The 22330-nt window shown below is 51.6% G+C and carries 28 protein-coding genes; 4 read left to right on the plus strand and 24 right to left on the minus strand.

Translation table 11 applies throughout. The annotated features are described in order from the left end of the window. Positions 1–5 precede the first annotated feature (5 nt). From BBB58_RS01435 to BBB58_RS01480, 10 genes are all read right to left on the minus strand, one after another. The gene (locus BBB58_RS01435; RefSeq protein ID WP_074035047.1) at positions 6–1016 is read right to left on the minus strand and encodes a ThiF family adenylyltransferase; all 1011 of its coding nucleotides are present in this window, start codon (positions 1014–1016) and stop codon (positions 6–8) included. After that, positions 1013–1477 carry a cyclic pyranopterin monophosphate synthase MoaC gene (gene moaC / locus BBB58_RS01440; RefSeq protein WP_074035048.1) on the minus strand — a complete coding sequence of 155 codons (465 nt, stop codon included), beginning with the start codon at positions 1475–1477 and terminating at the stop codon, positions 1013–1015. The genes BBB58_RS01435 and moaC overlap by 4 nt, the downstream gene beginning before the upstream one ends. 3 nt (positions 1478–1480) lie before the next feature. Then, entirely contained in the window at positions 1481–1708 is a 228-nt protein-coding gene (locus tag BBB58_RS01445) for a MoaD/ThiS family protein (RefSeq protein ID WP_015880400.1), read from the minus strand. Beyond that, positions 1705–2160, minus strand: coding sequence for a molybdenum cofactor biosynthesis protein MoaE (locus BBB58_RS01450; protein ID WP_015880399.1), 456 nt, complete (start codon positions 2158–2160; stop codon positions 1705–1707). The genes BBB58_RS01445 and BBB58_RS01450 overlap by 4 nt, the downstream gene beginning before the upstream one ends. Continuing rightward, the gene (gene mobB, locus BBB58_RS01455) at positions 2138–2614 is read right to left on the minus strand and encodes a molybdopterin-guanine dinucleotide biosynthesis protein B (protein WP_074035050.1); all 477 of its coding nucleotides are present in this window, start codon (positions 2612–2614) and stop codon (positions 2138–2140) included. The genes BBB58_RS01450 and mobB overlap by 23 nt, the downstream gene beginning before the upstream one ends. Then, positions 2590–3825 (minus strand): molybdopterin molybdotransferase MoeA, encoded by a 1236-nt coding sequence (locus BBB58_RS01460; protein ID WP_015880397.1) that lies wholly within the window; start codon positions 3823–3825, stop codon positions 2590–2592. The genes mobB and BBB58_RS01460 overlap by 25 nt, the downstream gene beginning before the upstream one ends. Continuing rightward, complete coding sequence (locus BBB58_RS01465) at positions 3825–4373, minus strand: molybdenum cofactor guanylyltransferase (protein ID WP_074035051.1); 549 nt, start codon at positions 4371–4373, stop codon at positions 3825–3827. The genes BBB58_RS01460 and BBB58_RS01465 overlap by 1 nt, the downstream gene beginning before the upstream one ends. Next, positions 4370–4873 carry a MogA/MoaB family molybdenum cofactor biosynthesis protein gene (locus tag BBB58_RS01470; protein ID WP_015880395.1) on the minus strand — a complete coding sequence of 168 codons (504 nt, stop codon included), beginning with the start codon at positions 4871–4873 and terminating at the stop codon, positions 4370–4372. The genes BBB58_RS01465 and BBB58_RS01470 overlap by 4 nt, the downstream gene beginning before the upstream one ends. Before the next feature lie 5 nt (positions 4874–4878). Beyond that, on the minus strand, positions 4879–5886 hold the full coding sequence (gene moaA / locus BBB58_RS01475; RefSeq protein ID WP_074035052.1) for a GTP 3',8-cyclase MoaA: 1008 nt from the start codon (positions 5884–5886) through the stop codon (positions 4879–4881). 63 nt (positions 5887–5949) lie between these two features. Next, positions 5950–7266, minus strand: a complete 1317-nt coding sequence (locus BBB58_RS01480; RefSeq protein ID WP_047795803.1) for an MFS transporter — start codon at positions 7264–7266, stop codon at positions 5950–5952. Between the two features lie 222 nt (positions 7267–7488). Between BBB58_RS01480 and BBB58_RS01485 the strand changes: the two genes are divergently transcribed. Then, on the plus strand, positions 7489–8001 hold the full coding sequence (locus BBB58_RS01485) for a hypothetical protein (RefSeq protein WP_074035053.1): 513 nt from the start codon (positions 7489–7491) through the stop codon (positions 7999–8001). Here the strand turns inward: BBB58_RS01485 and BBB58_RS01490 are convergent, their stop codons facing one another. The 7 genes from BBB58_RS01490 to BBB58_RS01520 form a co-directional block, all read right to left on the minus strand. After that, a complete protein-coding gene (locus BBB58_RS01490; protein ID WP_034780597.1) occupies positions 8002–8694 on the minus strand; it encodes a Crp/Fnr family transcriptional regulator in 693 nt (230 codons plus the stop codon). A 110-nt stretch (positions 8695–8804) separates the two neighbouring features. Then, positions 8805–9008: a hypothetical protein gene (locus BBB58_RS01495; RefSeq protein ID WP_015880390.1), complete on the minus strand. Its 204-nt coding sequence runs from the start codon at positions 9006–9008 to the stop codon at positions 8805–8807. Further along, positions 8998–9504, minus strand: a complete 507-nt coding sequence (locus BBB58_RS01500) for a QcrA and Rieske domain-containing protein (RefSeq protein ID WP_015880389.1) — start codon at positions 9502–9504, stop codon at positions 8998–9000. Before BBB58_RS01500 ends, BBB58_RS01495 begins: the two co-directional genes overlap by 11 nt. A gap of 20 nt (positions 9505–9524) precedes the next feature. Beyond that, positions 9525–10067 carry a 4Fe-4S dicluster domain-containing protein gene (locus BBB58_RS01505; protein WP_015880388.1) on the minus strand — a complete coding sequence of 181 codons (543 nt, stop codon included), beginning with the start codon at positions 10065–10067 and terminating at the stop codon, positions 9525–9527. After that, the gene (locus BBB58_RS01510; protein WP_074035054.1) at positions 10064–12310 is read right to left on the minus strand and encodes a molybdopterin oxidoreductase family protein; all 2247 of its coding nucleotides are present in this window, start codon (positions 12308–12310) and stop codon (positions 10064–10066) included. Before BBB58_RS01510 ends, BBB58_RS01505 begins: the two co-directional genes overlap by 4 nt. Then, the gene (locus BBB58_RS01515; RefSeq protein ID WP_074035056.1) at positions 12303–12590 is read right to left on the minus strand and encodes a hypothetical protein; all 288 of its coding nucleotides are present in this window, start codon (positions 12588–12590) and stop codon (positions 12303–12305) included. The genes BBB58_RS01510 and BBB58_RS01515 overlap by 8 nt, the downstream gene beginning before the upstream one ends. After that, positions 12571–13698 (minus strand): MFS transporter, encoded by a 1128-nt coding sequence (locus BBB58_RS01520; RefSeq protein WP_015880386.1) that lies wholly within the window; start codon positions 13696–13698, stop codon positions 12571–12573. Before BBB58_RS01520 ends, BBB58_RS01515 begins: the two co-directional genes overlap by 20 nt. A gap of 134 nt (positions 13699–13832) precedes the next feature. On the opposite strand from BBB58_RS01520, the gene BBB58_RS01525 reads away from it, so the two are divergent. Continuing rightward, entirely contained in the window at positions 13833–14204 is a 372-nt protein-coding gene (locus BBB58_RS01525; protein ID WP_074035058.1) for a DUF3221 domain-containing protein, read from the plus strand. Here the strand turns inward: BBB58_RS01525 and modB are convergent. From modB to BBB58_RS01555, 6 genes are all read right to left on the minus strand, one after another. Beyond that, complete coding sequence (modB, locus tag BBB58_RS01530) at positions 14201–14839, minus strand: molybdate ABC transporter permease subunit (RefSeq protein ID WP_244150653.1); 639 nt, start codon at positions 14837–14839, stop codon at positions 14201–14203. The genes BBB58_RS01525 and modB overlap by 4 nt on opposite strands. Further along, positions 14839–15570: a molybdate ABC transporter substrate-binding protein gene (gene modA / locus BBB58_RS01535; protein ID WP_074035061.1), complete on the minus strand. Its 732-nt coding sequence runs from the start codon at positions 15568–15570 to the stop codon at positions 14839–14841. The genes modB and modA overlap by 1 nt, the downstream gene beginning before the upstream one ends. Positions 15571–15677: 107 nt before the next feature. After that, on the minus strand, positions 15678–16385 hold the full coding sequence (ric, locus tag BBB58_RS01540; protein ID WP_074035063.1) for an iron-sulfur cluster repair di-iron protein: 708 nt from the start codon (positions 16383–16385) through the stop codon (positions 15678–15680). A 145-nt stretch (positions 16386–16530) separates the two neighbouring features. Next, positions 16531–17808, minus strand: coding sequence for an isocitrate lyase (gene aceA, locus BBB58_RS01545; RefSeq protein WP_015880381.1), 1278 nt, complete (start codon positions 17806–17808; stop codon positions 16531–16533). A 75-nt stretch (positions 17809–17883) separates the two neighbouring features. Beyond that, positions 17884–18180, minus strand: a complete 297-nt coding sequence (locus tag BBB58_RS01550) for a hypothetical protein (protein WP_074035065.1) — start codon at positions 18178–18180, stop codon at positions 17884–17886. Beyond that, positions 18177–20360, minus strand: a complete 2184-nt coding sequence (locus BBB58_RS01555; protein WP_208606699.1) for a malate synthase G — start codon at positions 20358–20360, stop codon at positions 18177–18179. The genes BBB58_RS01550 and BBB58_RS01555 overlap by 4 nt, the downstream gene beginning before the upstream one ends. Positions 20361–20541: 181 nt before the next feature. On the opposite strand from BBB58_RS01555, the gene BBB58_RS01560 reads away from it, so the two are divergent. After that, the gene (locus BBB58_RS01560) at positions 20542–20988 is read left to right on the plus strand and encodes a MarR family winged helix-turn-helix transcriptional regulator (protein WP_074035068.1); all 447 of its coding nucleotides are present in this window, start codon (positions 20542–20544) and stop codon (positions 20986–20988) included. Continuing rightward, on the plus strand, positions 20985–21620 hold the full coding sequence (locus tag BBB58_RS01565; RefSeq protein WP_074035069.1) for a nitroreductase family protein: 636 nt from the start codon (positions 20985–20987) through the stop codon (positions 21618–21620). The genes BBB58_RS01560 and BBB58_RS01565 overlap by 4 nt, the downstream gene beginning before the upstream one ends. A gap of 38 nt (positions 21621–21658) precedes the next feature. On the opposite strand, the gene BBB58_RS01570 is transcribed toward BBB58_RS01565, so the two are convergent. After that, the gene (locus BBB58_RS01570; protein WP_074035070.1) at positions 21659–22330 is read right to left on the minus strand and encodes an NAD(P)H-dependent oxidoreductase; all 672 of its coding nucleotides are present in this window, start codon (positions 22328–22330) and stop codon (positions 21659–21661) included.

Below are 22330 nucleotides of genomic sequence, written 5' to 3' on the forward strand. Positions count from 1 at the left end.
ATGAATTACGTACCAAGACATTCATCGACCATCGCGACCGCGACATGCGCATCGTCAACGCCATGGACGAGAACCCTTCCGTCTTTGAACAAGAGCATCCGATGATTCCGCCATCGCCATTCTAACGTGAACGGGGTCTGCTTCACGGTGATGTCCGCCCGCTCGAGTTGATGCGCAATCGGGTCAAGCCCTTCGATGGAGCGACGGACTTGGACGACATCGCGACCACATAGGAGCGCTGTCTGCTGTCGACTTGAAACAAGACTCGGGTAGTCATGGGTCTGACAAGACGGGCAAGACACGTCGACGAGCCGTGCGACATCGAGCCGCTGTGACTGATTCTCCCACATGTCTTCAATCAACAGTCGACGTTCCATTTGTTCATGACGCCCGGTCAAATATTTCAACGCCTCGACGGCTTGACGACTCGCCACATGTTGCACGATGGGAGCCACCACCCCCGCTGTCGCGCACGTCTGTCCGGCTAACGGCAAATGACGCATGAGACAACGAAGACACGGCGCTTCTTCCGGCATCACCGTGTAGTTCATGCCGTATGCCCCGACACAAGAGGCAAACAAGAACGGAATGCCGCGCTCGAGTGCGAAATCGTTCAATAGAAGACGTGTCTCGACGTTATCGGTCGCGTCCAAGACGAGATCAACGGGCGGCAAAGGCCGAAGCCAATCCCACGATACGTCGGCGATCTGCGCGTCCAACTCAACGTCTGAGTTGATGGTCCGCAGGCGTTCGAGCGCCGCGACCGCTTTCGGCGTCTCGGCACGTGCGTCCTGTTCCGTATAGAGCGTCTGTCGTTGTAAGTTCGTCACCTCTACATAGTCGCGGTCGACGAGGATAAGTGAGACGCCGGCCCGAACAAGTTGATCGCTCACGGCCGCTCCGAGCGCACCGAGACCGACGACGAGCACTCGTTTCACCATCAGACGTTCTTGCCCGTCCTCACCGATACCGTGGAACCGGGCCTGCCGCGCGTAACGTTCCGGAACATGTGTCATCGGACGTAGTCCCCTGACTTCCCGCCTTGTTTCTCAAGCAAGTATGTCGGCCCGATGACGATGCCTTTATCGACCGCTTTCGTCATATCGTATACGGTCAACGCTGCGACCGATGCGGCCGTCAACGCTTCCATCTCAACACCGGTATCACCTTTCGTCTTCACGAACGACTCGATGATGAGCTGTGTCTCGTCCCATTCGAATGTTAAATCGACTTTTTTCAAGGCGAGCGGGTGACACATCGGGATGATGCGGCTCGTCTCTTTGGCGGCCATAATCCCGGCCACTTGGGCGACAGCAAGCACGTCGCCTTTCGCAAGGTCACCATCCGTGATGAGCTGTTTCAGTTCACTGCTCAATTCAACTGATGTGTGGGCCCGAGCTGTCCGTGTCGTTTCCGGTTTATCCGAGACATCGACCATCCGCGCCCGCCCTTGGTCGTTCATGTGTGTCAGTTCCATCGTTTATCCTCCGCTCACCATTGGAATGACGGCGACCGTGTCTCCGTCTGCAACCGTATATTCGTCCGTCTCATAGCGCTCATTGACCGCGAACATGAGACGTTCCGCTCCCGACACGCCCCGCTCGGCCAAATCCGCTCGCAAGGCGGCGATTGTTTGTGGAGCCGAAACGGTATAGGACCGGACCGCCAACTCTTCTGCCACGTGGGCAAAACATAATACCTCAATCATGTGTACGTCACTCCTTCCGGGCGTCCTGGGTGTTGTTCTTTTTGATCACCCATCCATTTCGTGCCGTCGGTCCAATGCTCCCGTTTCCAAATTGGGACAATTTCTTTAATCCGTTCGATGGCGTAACGATTCGCCTCGTATGCGTCGGCGCGATGGGAAGAACTCGTCGCGATGACGACCGCTTCTTCCATGATATCGAGTCGTCCAATCCGGTGATGGATCGCCGTCAACGCACCAGGCCAACGTTCCGCCACTTCTTTCGCGATTTGTTCGAGCATCTTCTCGGCCATCGGTACGTATGATTCATACTCCAAGAGCTCAGTCTGTTTGGAACCCGTCATTTCTCGCACCGTCCCGATAAACAGCACGACCGCCCCGACGTTTCGATGCCGGACCGTTTCGTAAAGCGCCATCGGTTCGAGCGGATGTTCATTCACTTGATACCATTTCATTCTCCATCCACCTTTCCACTAAACGCATCAACCGGTCCTTGTCTGCCACGGAATCTCCGCGCGCGATCACGTTCGTCACATCGACCGGTTGTTCATGCCCGTCTCGCACGAGCATCACTTTCGGATAATCTTTCCGTTTGTATCCCTCGATGATCACGATGTCGACGTGCGCCTCGTACCAGTTGAGGAGCAACTCAAACGTGTCGACCGCTTGCCACTCGATTAACGTCCCGTCTTCACCGATCACACTCGATAGCACGGCACCAGCCAACGCGTGACGATGCGAGTCCGTCATCGGCAAGTCGAACGTCCCTCCGTGACCGTGGTGTTTGATGACACCGACACGGAGCCCCGTCGCCGACAAGCGTGCTGTCAGCTCAGAAACGAACGATGTTTTACCGCTATTTTGATAGCCGACCACTTGTAAAATCAAAGCTGATCGATGATTCGACATCGCACCGAGTCCCCTTTTTGAAACCCTCTCGTTCCGCCTGGCAGATGAATCAACGCGTTACACGTCGCGAGTGAGGAGACGATGCCCGACTTGTCTTTCCCGCTCGGATGAACCACCGTCTGCCCGGTCGCATCAATCGTCACATGTCCACGCACGAACCGGTCGAACGGATTCGTTTTCGGGAAATCGACACCAAGTTCCGCCTGGATGACAGGTCGCTCCGCTTGCCCGAATAACGTCTTCATATACGTGCCTACAAACAGTTCCGTTCCGACAAAACACGCCGACGGATTCCCGGATAATCCAAACAACAACCGATGTTCGACGTGCGCGACCGTCGTGACGGACCCTGGCCGCATCCCAACTTTATTAAACAGCACCGTCGCCCCGAGCGCCTCATATACATCCGGTAAATAATCAAAATCTCCGACCGATACCCCGCCTGTCGTGACGACGGCATCACTCGTCCGAAGTGCCTCGTCAATCGCCCGCTTTGTCGAAGCGAACGTATCCGGCAAGATACCGCCATATGTCGCCGCGCCACCGAGTGCCTCGATTTGAGCGAGAATCATATATGCATTCGAATTATAGATTTGCCCATCGGTTTTTTTCTGTCCCGGTTCAACGAGCTCATCACCGGTCGCAAACACGGTGATGTGCGGTTTTACGTATACGTCGACCTGCTCATACCCGAACGTAGCGAGCAAGGCGATGACGCCCGGATTAATGCGGGTGCCTCGGTCAACGATATTCGTCCCCGCCGTCATATCTTCCCCACGATAGGAAATATTGGCATCGCGGGCCGGTCGCTTGAACGTCACGACTCGTTCATCCGCTTGTGCGAGCTCGAGCATGACGACCGCATCGACTCCGTCTGGAATTTTTGCCCCGGTCATGATGCGAATCGCCTCGCCGGCGCGGAGCGGTTCTCCGACGTGTCCGGCTCCCTGAACGTATTGAATGGGTAATGTCACCGGTTCATCGCGGCTCGCTCTCAACAAATCCGCGGACTGGACAGCAAAACCGTCATACGGAGATTTATTAAATGCTGGAACGTCATGCGTCGCAGTGAGATCCATCGCTAAAATCCGGCCGTTCGCTCGATACAACGGTACCGTTTCCGTCCGACCTTTCCCCGTCGCTTCTTGGACACGGATGACCGCCTCGTCAACGGCGAGCGGCTTACGAAATAGCGTCGACATCTTTTCCATTACTCCACTTCCTTTCCTAGCAATTCTTCATAATCACTCGGTGTGTTCACATTTTTAAACCAGTCCCGTTCAGCAAACGAGACGATTGTCGCCTCTGTCAAGTGAGGCATGACCGCCCGTTCGCCTCGACGTAAAGCGGCTTCGAACTGGGACAGTATCGAGCGGGGATACAAGGCGATGAGCGGATGGATTCGATTATCTGCGTAGGCGACAACCGGCTGATTCTCTCGTTCTATCACAAGCCGTTCATAAACGGTCGACGGCAACAAAGGTGTATCACACGCACAGATGGCATACCATTCAGCCGGGACGTGCCGCATGACGGTGACGATGCCGGCGAGCGGCCCCATGCCGCGCCATTCCATGTCATCTTCAAGTTGATATGAGGTCATCGACTGTCCGGCCGGTACGACGCTCCATTGGGACGTCGTCGTTGTAACGAGTGTCTGTCGCGCCCGCTCTTCAAACGAGATGTCCTCATAACAGGCTTGCCATTTAGGGGATCCGAACCGGCGCGATTTTCCGCCTGCCAAGACGATGCCGATCATCGCGTCGCTTCCCAGACGATATGGGAGAGCTCAGGGAGAATCAAGCGAGTCATCGCCAAGTCGACGGCGCCTCGCGACCCTGGCATCGAAAAGATGATCGTATCCCCGATGCGTCCTGCTAAAGCTCGCGACAACATCGCCGCCGGTCCGATATCTTCCGTGAAGCTGACATAACGGAACAACTCGCCGAAGCCGACCATTTCTCGGTCAAGCAGCGGTCGAATCGTCTCAATGGTGACGTCCCGTTTCGTGATGCCCGTTCCCCCGGTCGTCAAGATGACGTCCATTTTTTCGTCGACCATTCGTCTGACGGCCGCTTCGATTTCAAATGAGTCATCTTTCGTGATCTCACGGTATGTGACCGTATGTGCTTCTTCTTTTAATAGCGTACAAATATGTTCGCCAGACACGTCCGTATCCAGTGTTCGCGTATCCGAGATCGTCAAAATCGCTGCCCGGACACGCTGTGTGTTTTGATGTACATGGTTGTGTGCTTGCATCGTCTTCATCCTCCGATATAACTCATTTCAATTCGGTTTCGCGTCCGACTCCCAGTTCGCGACCGTTCTTCCGAATAGCGGTCGTCCCGTACTTCCCATACCATTTTTAGTGTCATGGCAATCAATTCATCGCTCGCCCCACTACGGAGCAATTCGCGGATATCGGTCCCGTCTTCTGCGAACAGGCACGTGTACCATTTGCCGTCACTCGATAGGCGACCTCGCGTACACGTTCCGCAGAACGGTTGGCTGACCGAAGAGATGAAGCCGACTTGCGCCCCATCCGTGTAACGGTAACGTTGCGCGACTTCTCCTAGTGTTTCGGGTGCAAGCGGTTCAAGTAATCCATTTCGTTGTTTCAACACCTCAAGAATCGATTCAGACGACACGACATGTTCGACGTTCCATTCATTCGCCGTGCCGACATCCATGAACTCGATGTAACGGAGTGTGATGTTCCGTTCTTTGAAATAAGCGGCCATCGAGGCGACTTCATGATCGTTCCAGCCTTTTCGGACGACCATGTTCACTTTCACTTCGAGCCCTTGCCGTTTCGCCTCATCGATTCCTCGTAATACCGTCTCGGGCGACGTGCCGCGTCCGTTCATCATCCCGAACGTCTCGGCCGATAAGGCGTCTAGACTGACGTTGACCCGGTCGAGCCCAGCTTGCTTCAACACTTTCGCCATCCGTTCTAAATAGACGCCGTTCGTCGTCAACCCGATAGTCTCGATGGTCGTGACCGCGCGAAGGCGGCGAATCAGTTCATCGAGATTCGGCCTGAGTAGAGGTTCGCCCCCGGTCAGACGCACTTTTTTCACGCCGTGTGGGGCGATGATGCGAACGAAGCGCTCGATCTCGTCAAACGATAACAACTCATCTCGTTTTAAAAATTGGTGGTGGCGGAACGCTTCTTCCGGCATGCAGTATCGGCAACGAAAGTTGCATTTATCAATGACTGAGATGCGTAAGTCTTCCAACGGTCGTCTCCGCCGATCGGTCCATGGTGTCATCTTGGTTCATCCTTTCTATCCATCAACGACAGCAGGGACCCTCACAGTCCCTGCGTCGATTTGTCAGCGAATCGGCTTCTCAGCACCGCTGCGCAAGTAATAATAAATTGTGGTGGCAATCGAGATCGCATAGAGCCCTAGCATGACGAACAACGCACCGTTGAACGAACCGACGAGCTCGAGCGACCAACCGAACATCTTCGGAATGAAGAATGCGCCGTAAGCAGCAAACGCTGCCGAGAATCCGACGACGGCCGGTGTCTTCGTCGCCACGAATACGTGGGGAATCATCGCGAACGTCGCTCCAGAGTTGAGTCCTGTTGCGATGAACAAGACGACGAAGGAGATGAAAAACATCGTCAAGTTGCTGTTCGTGATGGCCATGATGACACTGATCGTACCGAGCGCCATGATTCCGAACACGATTAATGTCACTTTGGCCGCTCCGATCTTATCACTGATCCAGCCCCCAAACGGACGCGAAGAGGCGCCAAGGAATGCACCAAGGAAGGCGAGCGCCATCAAGTCCGACTCAGGGAACTTTAACTTTAAAATCATCGGGAACGCTGCGGCATATCCAATGAAGGAACCGAACGCCGCCGTGTAGAGCAACGTTTGAATCCAAAAATGTTTGTCTTTAAACACGCTCGCCTGTTCACGAAGCGATTGACGCGCGGTCGGTAAGTTATCCATGAACAAGTATGCGCAGACCGTCAAAATGATGGTCGGCACGACCCAAAGGAGCGCGGCGTTTTGAAGCCAAATCTCTTCGCCGGTCTCGGTCACGAGGGCGTTCCCGCCGATGAACCCGAAAATACTTGTCGTGATGACGAGCGGTGTGATCAATTGGACGAGCGAGACGCCCAAGTTCCCGATGCCTCCGTTAATCCCTAGCGCCGTCCCTTTTTTCGCTTTCGGATAAAACGCGCCGATGTTGGCGTTTGATGACGAGAAGTTTCCGCCGCCTAGTCCGCAAAGTGCGGCCAAAATCATGAATACCCAATACGGCGTATTGACGTTTTGAACGGCATAGGCGATGCCTAGGAGCGGCAACAACAAAATCGATGTCGAGAAGATCGTCCAGTTCCGACCGCCGAATATACTGTTTGCGAACGTATAGAAAAAGCGCAACGTCGCCCCGACGAGTCCAGGTAGGGCGGCCAACGTGAACAGCTGGCCTTGCGTAAAGCTAAACCCGATCGAATTCAATTGGACGGCCGCGACCGACCACATTTGCCAGACGATGAATGCAAGCGTCAGTGCCGGGACCGAAACGAGCAAGTTCCGATTGGCGACTTGTTTTCCCGTCTCTTCCCAGAATCCCACATCCTCTGGCTTCCACTCCGCGAGTGCGTGTGACCCTTTGTCTAATTGTTGCATAGTCTATTCCTCCTCTTAACGGTTCAATTCGTACCCTAATCTCATCCTATCGGCCACCCCCTAAAAAAAGTGTGCCTTCTTTCACACTTATTTCGCATCTTGCGTTTTTTTCTCACCCTGTCATCAATCTGTGACAAAATCGCCTATCTTTTGTTTCTGTGACATTGAACACAGAAAAACCCTCCCCGATTCCTTACGATAAGGAATAGAGGAGGGATTAATTTGTCACATCTCATTCAAATCCACTGTGCGCCCGAAGTTCGCTTGGCGCTACAACCATATTTCTTCAGTCAAGACGGGGCCCACGTGTTCCGTGTCTTCGGCGTCGCGATCGCCGAGGCTGCGTTCACCGAAACGGGGCTCGATATCACATTCCCACTTGAAAGTCCGTTAGAAGAACTAGAAGCGCTGCACACCTTGCTCGTTCGGATCGCCACTCACCATGACGTGACGATCGATGATACCCAGGCAGTTATCGGTTACTTAGGGGACGGGACCACGGTCACCGTTTATCGCCATTTCAAACGATGGCTCGACTTTTTGTCCGCAGCGCGTGTCCGCTCGATGGAAGGTGTCGTCGTCGAGGTCCGTGCCAACGGGATCAAGCTAGCCGAAGGCGTGCTCCGGTCTTATGAATTGATGGAAGATGGCGAGTTTTATGTATCGGCCTGTACAATCGAGACCGATGGATTGGAGCATTTTGAAGGCGAGCTATCGCTTGCCGCCGTAATGTGATCAATCGATGACACAGACCGAGACCGGACAGTCCTCACAATGGTTGAGCAGTTTCAACCGGTCGAGGTCATGGATAATGATTTGACGGGAAGGGAGTGAAATAATCCCTTCTTGGGCGAGCTCGTTCAACATGCGATTCACGCGTTCACGCGATGTCCCGCAATAGTTGGCGAGCTCTTGGTTTTTCAGTTTCAAGTCGATGAGAATGCCGTCTTCGACTTCCACCCCATAGCTGTTCGCCATACGAATGAGCGTCGAGTAGAGCGCTCCTTTTTTCCCGTTCAGCACCAAGTCTCTAAATTTCGTATGCTGTTTCCGCATATGTTCGTTGATCATGACCATGAACTCGCGGACGAATTCCGGGTTCGACGACAAAATCATCGTTTCAATACGCTCGATTTTGACCGCGTAAATTTCACTATCTTCTAACGCCTTGGCGTTAAATAAATATTTTGGTTCGATTGCGAATAACGTCAACTCTCCGCAACAAGCCTCAGCGCTTAAACAACGTAACGTCAATTCTTTTCCATTTTCCGTCAATTTCGAAATTTGAATCAGTCCACTCTTTACAATATAAAATTCAGCTGCGTCTTCTTGTTCTCGGAACAGAAAACCGCCTTTTGGGACATGAATGATTCGATGTGCCAATTTTTTTGTTTCCTCGAGCACCATCGCTTTACTTGAATGAGCCATTTCCACCGACCTTCCTTAAAACACGTTGCGCCATATGAAAGCTTGCCTTCATTCTAAACACAAACCCCCTCGAAACGCAATCAACATTTGGAAGCGTTTCAAGGGGAGGACTATTCTTTCGTACGATATTCAATTTTTTTCCAATATCGATATAATAAGCCGATCAATCCGACATTGATGACGGCGATGATCATATACAGTCGCATCGAGGCGTGATTATACACCATGTAGCTCTCAATTGTATATTGCAAGAGTATCATGTTCGTCGCGAGCAATATGACCAATCCGATTAAACTCCAACCGTTACGCCCCATGATGAATCTCTCTTCCGACCGCAAAAATCTTCCCGTTCTCGATTTCAAGCAAGATTTTAGGGAGTTCCCGCTGCGGCGGACCGGCCTGTGGTTGGCCGTCGACACCGAAGTAACCACGATGGCACGGACAAAGAAGAACATCTTCTTCCTCCACATAAAACACTGGGCACTGCAGATGAGTGCATTTGTTGTTATAGGCGACGAATTCACCATTCTTTAAATGAACGAGCAACGATGGTTCCGTACCCGGATATTCAAATTCGAGTGATTTCCCGCGCTCTAGCGCCTCGACCGTCGTGATGAACTGACGGTCGGTTCTCGGCTCGCTTCGAACGAAGGCCGCGATATTGAACGGGATAGTCGCGAGACCGAGTGCGATACCTGCGCCGAACGTTGATTTGATGAACGCCCGTCGATTCAGTTTCACGTCATCGGCCCGACTCAAGTTATCGACGAGTTCGGATAAGCGTTCCCGGTCTTTTGATTCATTCGACATAAGTCATCTTCCTTTCCATCTCAATCGGAATAGACGCCAAAGAATTCAGGGACGTAATTCCATTTATCGTCTTGCGAAGGCTTTTTCCCTTCGATCATGTTCATTTGGACGCGTTGACGACGGAGTTGCATCATCTCGTCATGGTCGATGAAGCGAATCGCATCCGACGGACAAACCGACGCACACATCGGCGCGATATCATGTTTGGAGCGGTCGTAACACATGTCGCACTTATACATCTTATTCTTCTCAAAGTCGAACTTCGGAATCCCGAACGGACAAGCGAACGTACAGTTCCGGCAGCCGATACATTTTTCTTCTGAAGCCGATAATACGACGCCCTCTGGCGTGATTTGAATCGCATTCGCCGGACATACTTGAGCACAAGCCGGATTTTTACACTGCATACAGATCATCGGGAACGTCTGACGGTTCTCCGAGAAATCGATATAATCCACATAGTTGCGCTCGAGCCCCTCGTGGTCCCCGCATTCGCGGCAAGCTGCCTGACAGGCCCGACAGCCGATACAACGTTCAAACTCTAAATACATGACCTTATTCATTTCGTATGAACCTCCTCATCCATGACGTGACAGCTCGTCGCAATCGTATGGTCCGCCATGAACGGCACACTTGATCCGAGCGGGACCGTCAACGGATTAATGTGTAACGGGGTGTTGGCCGGTAACTTTTTCATTTGTACCGCACATACCTTGAACTCCGGCATGCGTGACATCGGATCGAGACACGGGTTCGTCAATTGATTGATGGCAAGCTCCTTGCCCCAATGATAAGGGACGAAGACCGTATCTTTTCGAATCGCCTTCGTCAAACGTGCTTCGACGACAATCGACCCGCGACGTGTGCGAAGCTCGACTTTGTCGCCCGTTTGAAGGCCATAACTTGATGCTAACTCCGGATGGATCTCCACGAACGGCAGTTTTGACATCGTGCTCAAGAAGTCGACACGGCGCGTCTGATTGCCCGATAAGTAATGGAAGACGACCCGACCTGTCGTGAGCGTGACCGGATATTCTTCATTCGCATATTCACCGGCCGGCCGATATGTGACGACAGGCAAATTTGCTTTTCCATTCGCCGTTCCAAACCGTTCTTTGAACATCGTCGGTGTGCCGGGATGATCTTCGGACGGACATGGCCAAAAGACACCATACTCGTCGTCGATTCGTTCCCATGTGATCCCAGAGTAGTCAGCCGCTCCACCTTTCGTCGCGATGCGGAACTCTTCCCAGATGTCACGCGCCGTCTCATACGGGAAGTACTGTCCGCGTCCCATCCGCTCAGCGATCCGCTTCATGATTTCCCAGTCTGGAAGCGAATCCCCGAGCGGTTCGCGCACTTTCCGGATCCGAATGACTCGTCCTTCTAAGTTTGTCGTCGTCCCTTCGTCTTCGGCCCACGAACAAGCCGGTAAGACGACATCAGCGAACTCACAAGATTCCGACATGAAGAAGTCACTAACGACGAAGAAATCGAGTTTGTTGAAACTGTCCCACACGTACGGAAGGTTCGGTGCCGAAACGGCTGGGTTCGAACACATGAGGTGCATCGCCCGAATCGTTCCCGCTTGAATCTCATCGAACATTTCGAACGCGGACACACCTGGTTTTGGCATCTCGGAAGGATCGATGCCCCAAACCCCGCTCACATATTCAATGGCTTTCGGATCAGTTAATTTTCGGTAGCCTGGTAACAGGTCTGCTTTTTGTCCATGTTCTCGTCCACCCTGCCCGTTCCCTTGCCCCGTCATCGTGGCGACGCCCGAAGCAAACTGCCCAATCATGCCTCGTAAGAGCGCCATCGACGTATAGAGCGAGACATTGTCGACGCCTTTTGACTGTTGTTCGACGCCGCGAGCGAACAACATGACCGAACGTGGGCTCTTCCCATAAATATGACCTGCCTTCTCGAGTTTTTCGATGGCGACACCGGTCACCTCACTCGTCCGTTCGAGCGTCCAGTCTCGGACCGACGCTTTCAACTCTTCATAGTTATCGCAACGCTCATCCACGTACGCTTGATCAACATAATCGTGTTCGACTAAAAAGTTGAGCAGTCCCATCGCAAGCGCCGCATCCGTCCCTGGCTTCAAATCGAGATGGACATCGGCGACGCGCGCCATCGGAATTTCACGCGGGTCGGCGACGATGATTTTCGCGCCTTTGTCTTTCGCCTTCCAAATATGTTGCGTCGTCGTCGGATGACATTCGGCGATATTCGAACCGGCGACAAAGAATGTGTCGACGTGCTCGAACTCCGTCCACGGAAGCGTCGCTCCGCGGTCAATCCCAAGTGTCTTTAAGAAACCGCCGGCAGCTGACGACATGCAGAAGCGACCGTTGTAATCGATGAACCGTGTGCCGAGTGCGACCCGCGCATACTTCCCGACGAGGTAACATTTTTCATTCGTCATCGAGACGCCGCCGAAGACGGACACCGCATCTTTCCCATGCTCTCGTTGAATGCGTTTAAAGTTTGCTTCGATCACGTCGAGTGCTTCTTCCCATGTCGCTTTTTCAAACTTGCCGTTCCGTTTGATGAGCGGAGTCATGATGCGGTCCGGATGTTCGATCGTTTGATAGGCCGTGACGCCTTTCGGACAAAGTTTTCCTTTGTTGACCGGGAAATCGTAGCGTGGTTCAACGCCTTTGACGGCCCCGGTTTTCTCATCGACCCGGATATGCATGCCGCACTGCATGCCACAGTAACAGCAATGGGTTGTAATCAATTTTTCGCCTGGTTTGATTAAGTTCTGTACTTCTGGCGACGTTAAAAAGTCACTCATCGTCTTCCCCTCCATAGAACGTTTCCGCTCTTCGTTTTGAAAATCCACTGACGTGATAGCCGTTAATCGTTTGAAGCGGATAATGCATCCCTTCACTTCCAGGCCGTCCGAGCGCCGAATCGAGCCGGGCCCGACGACGACAGCCGTGACAGAGGTCTTGGACCGTGTGCGCCGCATCGACTTTCACGAGTTGGTCCGACCCTTCGAGCAATTGTTTCACTTGTTCAATCTCTTCAAGCGTGCCGGTCGGTTCGCCGCACTTAACGCACAGGTGTCTCATCTTTTGCCTCACCTTTCGTCTCCTTCGGTCGGCCGAATCCTGGCATCGACATGCCTGTGTTCGTATCGACCGGGTGTGTCGGTAACTGTCCGTTCATCAAGTTCAATTGCATCTTCACACGCATCGAACGTCGACACGGTTGGCAGTAATCGGAGAGCTGGGTCCCGTCACTGAGCCCGAGCTGGATCGTCTGTGCTTGCAAAATCGCTTGGACGTCCTCGACTTGATTGTCCGTCGCATAACGTGTCCCGCACCCGGCGCAGACACGGGTCTCATCCGCTTCGACTTCCCGGTAGTTCATCGGGACGCTGGCCGCCATCGGTCGGACCGGCAAGTGGAACAGTTTACCGAACGGGAAGTAACATAAAAAGATGATGACGGTCAATTGATGGAACAAGGCGAGCTCGTGATGGATGAAGCCTCCGAAGAACACGTACGAAACGGTCAACAACAACCCCGAGACAGTGACGATGAGCAACATGAGAAGCGGTAAAATATCAAATTCGAACCGCTGGGTCACTTTCACGTCCTGGTCGTTGATCCGGCGATAGAGTGCCATGAGCACGCCGACGAGCAACATGAGCGCGGTGATGTTCAACCCGTTATAGACGAGCTCCGCGAACAACCCGTGCGCAGCCATCTTGATGGTCGGGATGTTAAAGACGACAATCTGATACGTCTCGATATCAATCAAATCAAACCGCATCCATTGGAACGTCAGCCCGAATGTGATGGCGAACGACCCGAGACATCCCCAGGCAATCAACATATGTTGGGTCCAGCGGTACCAGCCACGTTCCCAGATGAACTTCTGTAAGACGATGTTATTGACAGTTGTCGTGGCGACGGCTTTACCGGCCCGTTTCTTTTCTGCCTTCATTTGTTTGAGGCTCCGCTTCAATACTTGTGAGGTGGCCGGCCGTGCAAAAAATAACGTCAAGCGGACGACCATCCCAATCATGCAAATGACGGCGGCGATATAGTAGCCGAACAGCGCCATGTCTACGTGCTCAAATCCTGCCGAGGCGATCCATGTCGAGAGCACCAAGACGGTGAATCCTACGAACGACCACTTTGCGGCGGTCGAATAAAAATAACGATCGGACATATGTGTTCCCCCTTCTCTTTCCGAGCGACTTCATAGTTTCATCATAAAGATGACATCTCGACTTAACTGTTACTTTTTTCACAGATAAGCGATTCGAGACGTGACAGAATAATGAACGAAGGAGGCGTTCCCTTATGAAATCATCGCTTAAAATCATGTTATTCCTCACCATCGCGGCCATGCTCGTCGTCTTTTCCATCGGTTTCGTCTTCGCCAATCGAGCGACGACCGAACCAGATGTCGAGGGGTATGTGATTGAAATAAATGAATCTGACCGCACCGCACTCGTCATCAGCGGAATTACCGCAGAAGAGGCCACGCTCTCTCCTGACACCTTGTTCGCACAAAGTGAACCGGAAGACGTAAGCTGGTTCAAGTTTCAAGTGAAAGCCATGTTCGAGCAAATCACTGTCGGAGACCACGTCCACATTTGGAAAAAGACCGGTCCGAGTATCTTAAATACTCCGAACCGGTCTTATGTGAAAAAAATCGACGTGATCGACTAATATGAACGCTTGCCATAACGTTCACTCAGCCAGAGGACTAAAAATGCCAAACCAACCAACCATCCGCTCCAGACGAGCGCCTGGGTCATATCTCCGTTGATTGTCGCCATATAAATCGCTGTGGCGAGCGTCATCGTCTCGCCCGGGATATTTCCGGCAATCATCATCGTGATCCCAAACTCGCCGATTGACCGTGCGAAACCAAGGACAAACCCACTCGTCAACGCAGGTAACAGCAGCGGAATCGTCACGTAGGTGAACAGTTGGCGCTCTGACCCACCGAGCACGCGTCCGGCCTCATACCATTCCGCATCGAGTTGTTTAAGACCGAGACGAATCGTTTGGTAGATGAGCGGAAACGCGGCCAAGGCGGATGCGATGATGTTCGCCTGTTTCGTGAACAAGATCGTAATCGGTAACAATCCGCCGATCCCGTTGTTCCCGAGGACAATCAAGGCGTATAGTCCGATGACTGTCGGCGGCAAGATGAGCGGCAGTAAAAACACCGTCTCGAGCAGCCGCTTTCCTTTGAATTGACGGTGATGCATGAAATAAGCCGCTCCGAAGGCGAGGACGAAGGCGCTCACCGTCGCCATCATCCCGACTTCGAATGTGAGTTGAAGTGGATGTTGCATCATTTAGAAAATCCTTTCGCTAAAAAGTGAGCTTGGATATCATCGTCAAACAAACGCGCGTACACCTCGTGTACGTATGGGTTGTGCGTCAACCGGACCGCCGGATACGCGATCGTACCCGTCGCTTCAAACGGGACCGACTGAAGCGACTCGACGTCCGTCGTCAGTTCCGTCTTATAGACGAATCCCGCATTGGCGTCGCCTTGTTCGATGAGCGTCAATACTTGTCTTACATTCTGGGCGAACATGATTCGCGGTTCCACTTCTTCCCACACGCCTTCCACTTCTAGCGCCGCTTTCGCGTAGCGACCGGCCGGGACATTGACCGGGTCACCGATGACGATCCGAGCACATGCGTTTAAGTCGTACCATGTCTCCGCGCACGGTTTCCCTTTCGGTGTCACGAGCCACAGCTCGTTATACAAGAACGCATCCCGCTCTAGAATCGGGATTTGTAGTCGGTCGACATCATCAACGCTCGCGGCTAAAAAGATATCTGCCGGAGACCCGTGATCGATTTGTGCTCGCAAGGCGCCGCTCCCGTTCGTCACGACTCGAACATCGATCCCATCGAACTCTGCTTCAAGTTGTCGCTCGACCGCTTCTAAAGCCGGTCCTAAGCTTGCCGCCGCCAAAATGGTCACGGTGTCCTCCGAATCTGAACTCGACCAGACTTGACTTAGTAATAAGGCGACCGTCACCCCTACGATGACTTCACTCACCCGTTTCATGATTAATCACTCCTTTGCCTCCCCTTTATCGTAGCGCTTGATTTGCCTCCCATCTGTATCAAACGTCACAAAAAGACACCTCTACGTAAGTAGAGGTGTGCCACTGCTTAAGCGAACGCGCGCGCCCGCGGGAATAAAATGTTGTTTTCGAGATGAATGTGTTCAAACGTATCCGATTCGAGCGCTTCTAACCGTTGATAGACAAGACGATACGTCCCACACGCTCCTTCAGGCGGCGTATAGTCGTTTGTGATGTGACGCAACTCTTTTAAAATGTCCCCGGCTGTTGCATGTTCTGACTCGAGCGAGGCCAAGATGTCATCAAGCTCCCGTCTCGTTTCAGCTGTCGGTGCGGTCTCGTGACGAAGCAGCGTCGGGAAGTCTTCTGTCTCTTCTTTGACGATATGTTGTTCAAGTTCCACTTTCAATTGATTGAACAGTTGATGAATGCGTCCGAGGTGCAGATGATTTTGTCCGTGGACCCGGAACACTTTTGTCACATATGGTGTGAGCTGTGGCAATTCGTCCGTCAAAAATTGGTGATGCTTATAAATGATGTGCTCAATCAATTCCGAAGAAGAAGCGGCATCCCAATCGATGCTCTTCTCGTTCATCTCTTGCTTGCGTTGATAAAGCGCATTAACTTCTTCTAAAATGTCTTCCGTCGACCGTTTCGATTTGTCAGTCGCTTCATCGAGTGGTCGGTTGCCGCCACAACAAAAATCGATTCGGTTCCGTTTGAAAATGTCTGCCGCTTGCGGGCATTGTTTGACGATTTCAGATACGTGCGTATCGCCCGTGAATGTCTGTGTCATCTGTCATAACCTCCATATTCATTTTGACATGTTCAGCGTAGCAAGAGTTCGACAACAAAAATGTGAAATACGTCACATTTAAGTGAACAGGATGCAGGTGTTCCAAATTTGGACACAAAAAACCCCTCTTGTCGAGGGGCATCGCTCAATGCAACGGCGTTTCAAACTGTTCAGTCTCGGTCGAACCTGCGAGCGCTGTCGTTGATGATTGTCCACCTGAGATGACGAGCGAGACTTCATCGAAGTAACCCGTTCCGACTTCACGCTGATGACGTGTCGCCGTGTAACCATGTACTTCAGCCGCAAATTCTGCTTGCTGTAACTCCGAGTACGCCGCCATGCCACGATCTTTGTAACCGCGTGCGAGCTCAAACATGCCGAAGTTGAGCGCGTGGAATCCAGCGAGTGTAACGAACTGGAACTTGTATCCCATTGCGCCGATTTCTTGTTGGAACGTGGCGATCTCTTCGTCTGACAGCTTCTTCTTCCAGTTGAACGATGGCGAGCAGTTGTAAGCGAGAAGTTTGCCTGGATACTTCGCATGAATCGCTTCGGCAAATTGACGTGCCTCTGCCAAATCTGGTTCGGACGTCTCACACCAGACGAGGTCTGCATACGGTGCATAAGCGAGACCACGAGCGATTGCTTGCTCGATACCAGCTTCCGTACGATAGAAGCCTTCCGGCGTACGCTCTCCAATGATGAACGGATGATCGATTGGGTCGATGTCGCTCGTGATCAAGTTCGCCGCGTGCGCATCTGTCCGCGCTACGATGATTGTCGGGACACCCATGACGTCTGCCGCGAGTCGAGCCGAAATCAAGTTTTTCACAGCCGTCTGCGTAGGGAGTAACACCTTCCCACCGAGGTGACCACATTTCTTCTCAGACGAGAGCTGGTCTTCAAGGTGAACGCCGGCAGCCCCCGCTTCGATCATCGCCTTCGTCAATTCGAATACGTTGAGCACCCCACCGAATCCGGCTTCCATATCCGCGACAATCGGTGCGAACCAATGCGTGTCGCCTTTCCCTTCTGCCGTTTGAATTTGGTCAGCACGTTGAAGCGCTTGGTTGATTCGTTTGACGACACTTGGCACCGAGTTGGCCGGATATAGACTCTGGTCCGGATACATGTGACCTGACAGGTTCGCATCCGCCGCTACTTGCCAACCACTCAAATAGATGGCTTCGAGTCCTGCTTTTACTTGCTGAATCGCCTGGTTCCCTGTCAACGCACCGAGTGCATGGACGTAGTCACGCTCGTGCATCAATTGCCACAGGCGTTCCGCTCCTTTTGTCGCAAGCGTATGTTCAATCACGATAGACCCTCGTAATTTCATGACGTCTTCTACAGAGTATGGACGTTCTACCCCTTCAAATCGTTCTGACTTCCAGCTGTTCAACAATTCTTCGCGTTTTTTCATCAACAAACCCTCCTGTATTATATTAATTTAATAAAATTTAATTTGTTATATAACAGATAGTGCAAACGAAATGATTTAGTCGAGGTAAGCGCAGCATTCCAACGCTGCCTTAAACGTCGAATGCTCCATCCCGCAGCAACGACAGACATTTTCTTCGTCACGGTCCTCTGGTTTGCGGAAAACGACGACTTCATCGATCGGCTCTTTCATGATTTGGAGCGAACCGTCTGCACGATCCAAGACGAGGCGCATCAAGTCGTTGCCGTATACGAATGCCGTATTCGCCAAAGATGCTGTCGTTTCTCCAGATACGATGCGGCGGACGACCCAACGTTCAATCAACTGTTCGCTTTCCATTTTTTTTTTTGTCATGATGAGGTTCCTCCTTTAAGGTTTAACTCCACAGTTTGACGTTTCATAAATTCACGGCGGCGACGATGCAAGATTGGCTCCGTGTACCCGTTTGGCTGTTTCAACCCATGAAACACGAGTTCGTGGGCGGCCTGATAGGCGATCGATTGATCGACGTTCGGTGTCATCGGCCGGTAATTCGAGTCTGACTCGTTTTGCTCATCGACGACTCGTGCCATCCGATAAAGGGTGACCTCGACTTGTTCTGCTGAACAAATGCCGTGATGCAACCAGTTGGCCACGTGTTGGCTCGAAATCCGGAGTGTCGCCCGGTCTTCCATCAGTCCGACATGGTGAATATCCGGCACTTTCGAACAACCGACACCTTGTTCGACCCAACGGACGACGTACCCGAGCAATCCTTGCAAATTGTTCTCAAGCTCTTCTTTGATCTCTTCTTGCGAATAGATGCGCGTCGCGAGCGGGATATCAAGAAGCTGTTGTCGTTCGTGTTTCAAAACAGGCTGTTGCATCAATTCTCGCTGTACATCAAAAGCATCAAGTTGATGATAGTGCATCGCATGGAGTGTCGCCGCGGTCGGGGAAGGCACCCATGCCGTCGTTGCCCCGGAGCGTACGTGTGCCATTTTTTCACGCATCATGTCCTGCATCCGGTCGGGCATCGCCCACATCCCTTTTCCGATTTGTGCTTGATGATGGAACCCACTCTCGAGACCGATCGATACATTCAACCGTTCATATGCAGCGAGCCAAGGTGACGTCTTCATTTCTCCCTTCCGACGCATCGGTCCGAGCGTCATCGAAGAATGAATCTCGTCTCCCGTCCGGTCAAGGAAGCCCGTGTTGATGAAGACGACCCGTTCTTTTACTTGCGCGATACAATTTTTCAAGTTGAGCGACGTTCGTCTTTCTTCATCCATCACGCCGACTTTTAATGTATAGCGAGGAAGGTCCAGCAGATTTTCCACGGCATCAAACAAAACATTGGTGAATGCCACTTCTTCAGAGCCGTGCATTTTCGGCTTGACGATGTAAATCGATCCTTCCCGAGAGTTGAGACGACGATGAAGATGGCGACTTGCAATCAATGAAGTAAAGATGGCATCCACGATCCCCTCTGGTACCTCGCGACCTTCTGCATCAAGAATCAAGTCCGTCGTCATCAAGTGTCCAACGTTCCGAATGAACAAGAGCGCGCGTCCTGGGAGGACGACTTCCACCCCACCTTTTCCAATCAAACGCTTGTCTTCGCTTAAACGCCGAGAGAGTCGCTTCCCGTCTTTTTGGAACGAGGCTTCAAGCGTCCCATCCATTAGACCGAGCCAATTACGATACAGATGAACTTTGTCTTCTGCGCAAACGGCTGCGACCGAGTCTTCGCAATCCACAATAGCGGAGAGGGCTGATTCAAGCTCGATGTCCATCAGTCCAGCAGGATCAATCTTTCCGATCGGATGCTCTCGGTCGAATTGAAGTTCAACGTGTAAGGCATGGTGCCTTAGCATCAACGTCTTCAACTCGTTCGGTTCGCCGGTATAACCGACGAAGGAATCATAAGCGAATAAATGCTCCTCGTCTCCAATCACCGCGTAGGCGACGTCGTCACGAACGACATATCGTGATACGTCTCTGTGTGACCCGGACGACAGTGGGAACGTGTCATCCAAAAACTGTTTAGCTAACCGAATGACTTCATTTCCGCGAACAGGATTATATGTTCGCCCCTTTTCCATGCCGTCTGCCTCGTCAATCATGTCCGTCCCATAAAGGGCGTCGTAGAGACTCCCCCATCTGGCATTGGCGGCATTGAGTGCATATCTGGCATTGTCTAACGGTACGACGAGTTGCGGTCCCGCTTGATGAGCGATTTCGCGATCGACATTCGACACGTCGATCTGAAAATCTTCGACTACCGGTTCGATATAGCCGATCGACGTTAAAAATGTCTCGTACTCGGTTGGATCGACTTCGTCTTGACGACTGTACCACTCCTGTAACAATCGCTCGAATGTCTTGCGCTGCTCCAGAAGTGTCTGATTCACTGGAATGAAACGCTCTAGAAGCGATTCGACCCCTTCCCAAAAATCATTGATTTCATGAGGTTCAAGAACGTTTTTATTCACAAATTCGAGCAGTTTCTCATGAATATGATACTTATCTAGTCGTTCATAGTGTTCCAAGCGTTCACATCCTCCTTTAATCATTGTTATATATCAGTTGTTTATAATATAGACTATTATATAACAGTTTGACAACTTATTTTTTAAAACTTTTTATTTGAAATATCGTCAGGATGGGTTTATTATACATTGTGTGACCCATCAATGATTGAGTCATCAATGATTTGAGGAGGCGATGTGCATGCGAGATTCTTGCTCGCTTCGGGATCAAATTCTCTATCACATCATCACCGTACAAAAAGAATTGGGGCAATTATTCGACTCTGAAATGGACGGGCTCAGCTTGAGCCGCTATGACATTTTAAGCAACTTGTATCATGTCGGTCCATTGCGGCAACGTGAATTGCAGCAACGCGTCGATGTCGACCATGCCGCCATCACCAGGCACTTGAAACAGTTAGAGACACAAGGACTCATCACGCGGAGACGCTGTGAACAAGACAACCGTGTCATCTATGTCGAATTGACAGACGATGGTCGTGAACAAATTGCACAATGGACTGAGCAAAAAGAGTGCTTAACGGACCGACTTTTTGTCAACATGAAGGTAGAGGATCAACAACAGTTATTAGCATCCCTAACGATGTTACAAGATACTATTGACCATGAAAGGAAGACTACAATATGAAAAATGCCACACAAAAAGACTTTATGGAGATTGTCAAAGGACGTCGCTCGATTCGTGTATACGATGAGAACGTCAAAATTTTAAAAGAAGAAATGACACAAATTCTTGAAGAAGCAACAACAGCTCCTTCATCACTTAACTTACAGCCATGGCGCTTCGTCGTCATCGATAGCGCAGAAGGAAAAGAAACACTCCTCCCGCTCGCAAGCTTCAACAAACGCCAAGTGGAAACATCTTCAGCTGTGATCGCACTCTTCGCCGACTATCAGATGGCAGATTACACAGAAGAGATTTTCGATACAGCAGTAGAGCGCGGTATGATGCCGGCTGAGGTCCGTGACCGTCAAGTCGACATGATCAAAGGCATCTTCAAAGATGCACCGAAAGAAATGATCAAAGATAGCATCATGCTCGATTCAGGTCTCGTTGCGATGCAGCTTATGCTCGTCGCACGCGCACACGGATATGACACAAACCCAATCGGTGGATATGATAAAGCGAACATCGCTGAAGCGTTCGGTCTCGACAAAGAGCGTTACCTCCCAGTCATGCTTCTCTCTATCGGGAAAGCAGCCGAAGAAGGTTACCCATCAGTCCGTTTCCCAGTCGACCGCATCACAGACTGGAAATAATTCAAAAAGGTCAATCGCTGAGGCGATTGACCTTTTTTTCATCCGATATATTTGACGACTTCGTTAAAATCACGACGTGTTTTTGGTGCAAAGTCGCGCGCTCGATACCCAAATGCGACCATGACTGAAAGTGACCATTCCCCACGTTCCATCACACCTTCTGAGATTAACAACTCATCGATCTCCTCTTGATTGAACCCTTCAATCGGGCATGAATCAATTTCGATTTGTGCGGCAGCCGTCATCATGTTCCCAAGAGGGATATATGTCTGACGCTTGATCCATTCCTGGAAGACACGCTCATCGTCTAAGAGACGGTAGTCGTTCTCCTGGAACTCTTGCACTCGTTTCACGCGCTGTGCGTACTCTTCTTCCGTCCGTCCTTGCACGCCTGTGACGATGTGACGAATATAGTCTGCATCGTAACGCATGGCTTTCGGTGTTCTTGCGAGGATCAATACAAAGTGACTGGCAGTCAGTGCCTGACCTTGCGCTCCCCATGCATGATCTTTAATCTTTTGGAGTAAATCTTCCCGACGCACCACGACGAATTGCCATGGCTCGAATCCGAACGAACTCGGCGAAAGACGTCCCGTCTCTAAAATGAACTCCATGTCCTCTTCTTTGATTTTACGATCCGCATCGAACGCTTTCGTCGCTTGACGCCAACGATACGCTTCTAAAATGTCTTTCTTTTTCTTCGTGCTCAC

The organism is Exiguobacterium profundum, from assembly GCF_001909285.1.
GTDB classification, from domain to species: domain Bacteria; phylum Bacillota; class Bacilli; order Exiguobacteriales; family Exiguobacteriaceae; genus Exiguobacterium; species Exiguobacterium profundum.

Coding starts and splice junctions, on each gene's coding strand:
- BBB58_RS01490 (WP_034780597.1), bottom strand. CDS start 8,694: ATGGCTCATTCAAGTAAAGCGATGGTGCTCGAGGAAACAAAAAAATTG.
- mobB (WP_074035050.1), bottom strand. CDS start 2,614: ATGTCGAATCATCGATCAGCTTTGATTTTACAAGTGGTCGGCTATCAA.
- BBB58_RS01520 (WP_015880386.1), bottom strand. CDS start 13,698: ATGTCCGATCGTTATTTTTATTCGACCGCCGCAAAGTGGTCGTTCGTA.
- modA (WP_074035061.1), bottom strand. CDS start 15,570: ATGAAACGGGTGAGTGAAGTCATCGTAGGGGTGACGGTCGCCTTATTA.
- moaA (WP_074035052.1), bottom strand. CDS start 5,886: ATGACACCATGGACCGATCGGCGGAGACGACCGTTGGAAGACTTACGC.
- BBB58_RS01550 (WP_074035065.1), bottom strand. CDS start 18,180: ATGACAAAAAAAAAAATGGAAAGCGAACAGTTGATTGAACGTTGGGTC.
- BBB58_RS01460 (WP_015880397.1), bottom strand. CDS start 3,825: ATGGAAAAGATGTCGACGCTATTTCGTAAGCCGCTCGCCGTTGACGAG.
- BBB58_RS01560 (WP_074035068.1), top strand. CDS start 20,542: ATGCGAGATTCTTGCTCGCTTCGGGATCAAATTCTCTATCACATCATC.
- moaC (WP_074035048.1), bottom strand. CDS start 1,477: ATGGAACTGACACACATGAACGACCAAGGGCGGGCGCGGATGGTCGAT.
- BBB58_RS01515 (WP_074035056.1), bottom strand. CDS start 12,590: ATGAGACACCTGTGCGTTAAGTGCGGCGAACCGACCGGCACGCTTGAA.
- aceA (WP_015880381.1), bottom strand. CDS start 17,808: ATGAAAAAACGCGAAGAATTGTTGAACAGCTGGAAGTCAGAACGATTT.
- BBB58_RS01465 (WP_074035051.1), bottom strand. CDS start 4,373: ATGATCGGCATCGTCTTGGCAGGCGGAAAATCGCGCCGGTTCGGATCC.
- BBB58_RS01510 (WP_074035054.1), bottom strand. CDS start 12,310: ATGAGTGACTTTTTAACGTCGCCAGAAGTACAGAACTTAATCAAACCA.
- BBB58_RS01505 (WP_015880388.1), bottom strand. CDS start 10,067: ATGAATAAGGTCATGTATTTAGAGTTTGAACGTTGTATCGGCTGTCGG.
- BBB58_RS01450 (WP_015880399.1), bottom strand. CDS start 2,160: ATGAAATGGTATCAAGTGAATGAACATCCGCTCGAACCGATGGCGCTT.
- ric (WP_074035063.1), bottom strand. CDS start 16,385: ATGACACAGACATTCACGGGCGATACGCACGTATCTGAAATCGTCAAA.
- BBB58_RS01565 (WP_074035069.1), top strand. CDS start 20,985: ATGAAAAATGCCACACAAAAAGACTTTATGGAGATTGTCAAAGGACGT.
- BBB58_RS01480 (WP_047795803.1), bottom strand. CDS start 7,266: ATGCAACAATTAGACAAAGGGTCACACGCACTCGCGGAGTGGAAGCCA.
- modB (WP_244150653.1), bottom strand. CDS start 14,839: ATGCAACATCCACTTCAACTCACATTCGAAGTCGGGATGATGGCGACG.
- BBB58_RS01500 (WP_015880389.1), bottom strand. CDS start 9,504: ATGTCGAATGAATCAAAAGACCGGGAACGCTTATCCGAACTCGTCGAT.
- BBB58_RS01495 (WP_015880390.1), bottom strand. CDS start 9,008: ATGGGGCGTAACGGTTGGAGTTTAATCGGATTGGTCATATTGCTCGCG.
- BBB58_RS01525 (WP_074035058.1), top strand. CDS start 13,833: ATGAAATCATCGCTTAAAATCATGTTATTCCTCACCATCGCGGCCATG.
- BBB58_RS01470 (WP_015880395.1), bottom strand. CDS start 4,873: ATGCAAGCACACAACCATGTACATCAAAACACACAGCGTGTCCGGGCA.
- BBB58_RS01435 (WP_074035047.1), bottom strand. CDS start 1,016: ATGACACATGTTCCGGAACGTTACGCGCGGCAGGCCCGGTTCCACGGT.
- BBB58_RS01445 (WP_015880400.1), bottom strand. CDS start 1,708: ATGATTGAGGTATTATGTTTTGCCCACGTGGCAGAAGAGTTGGCGGTC.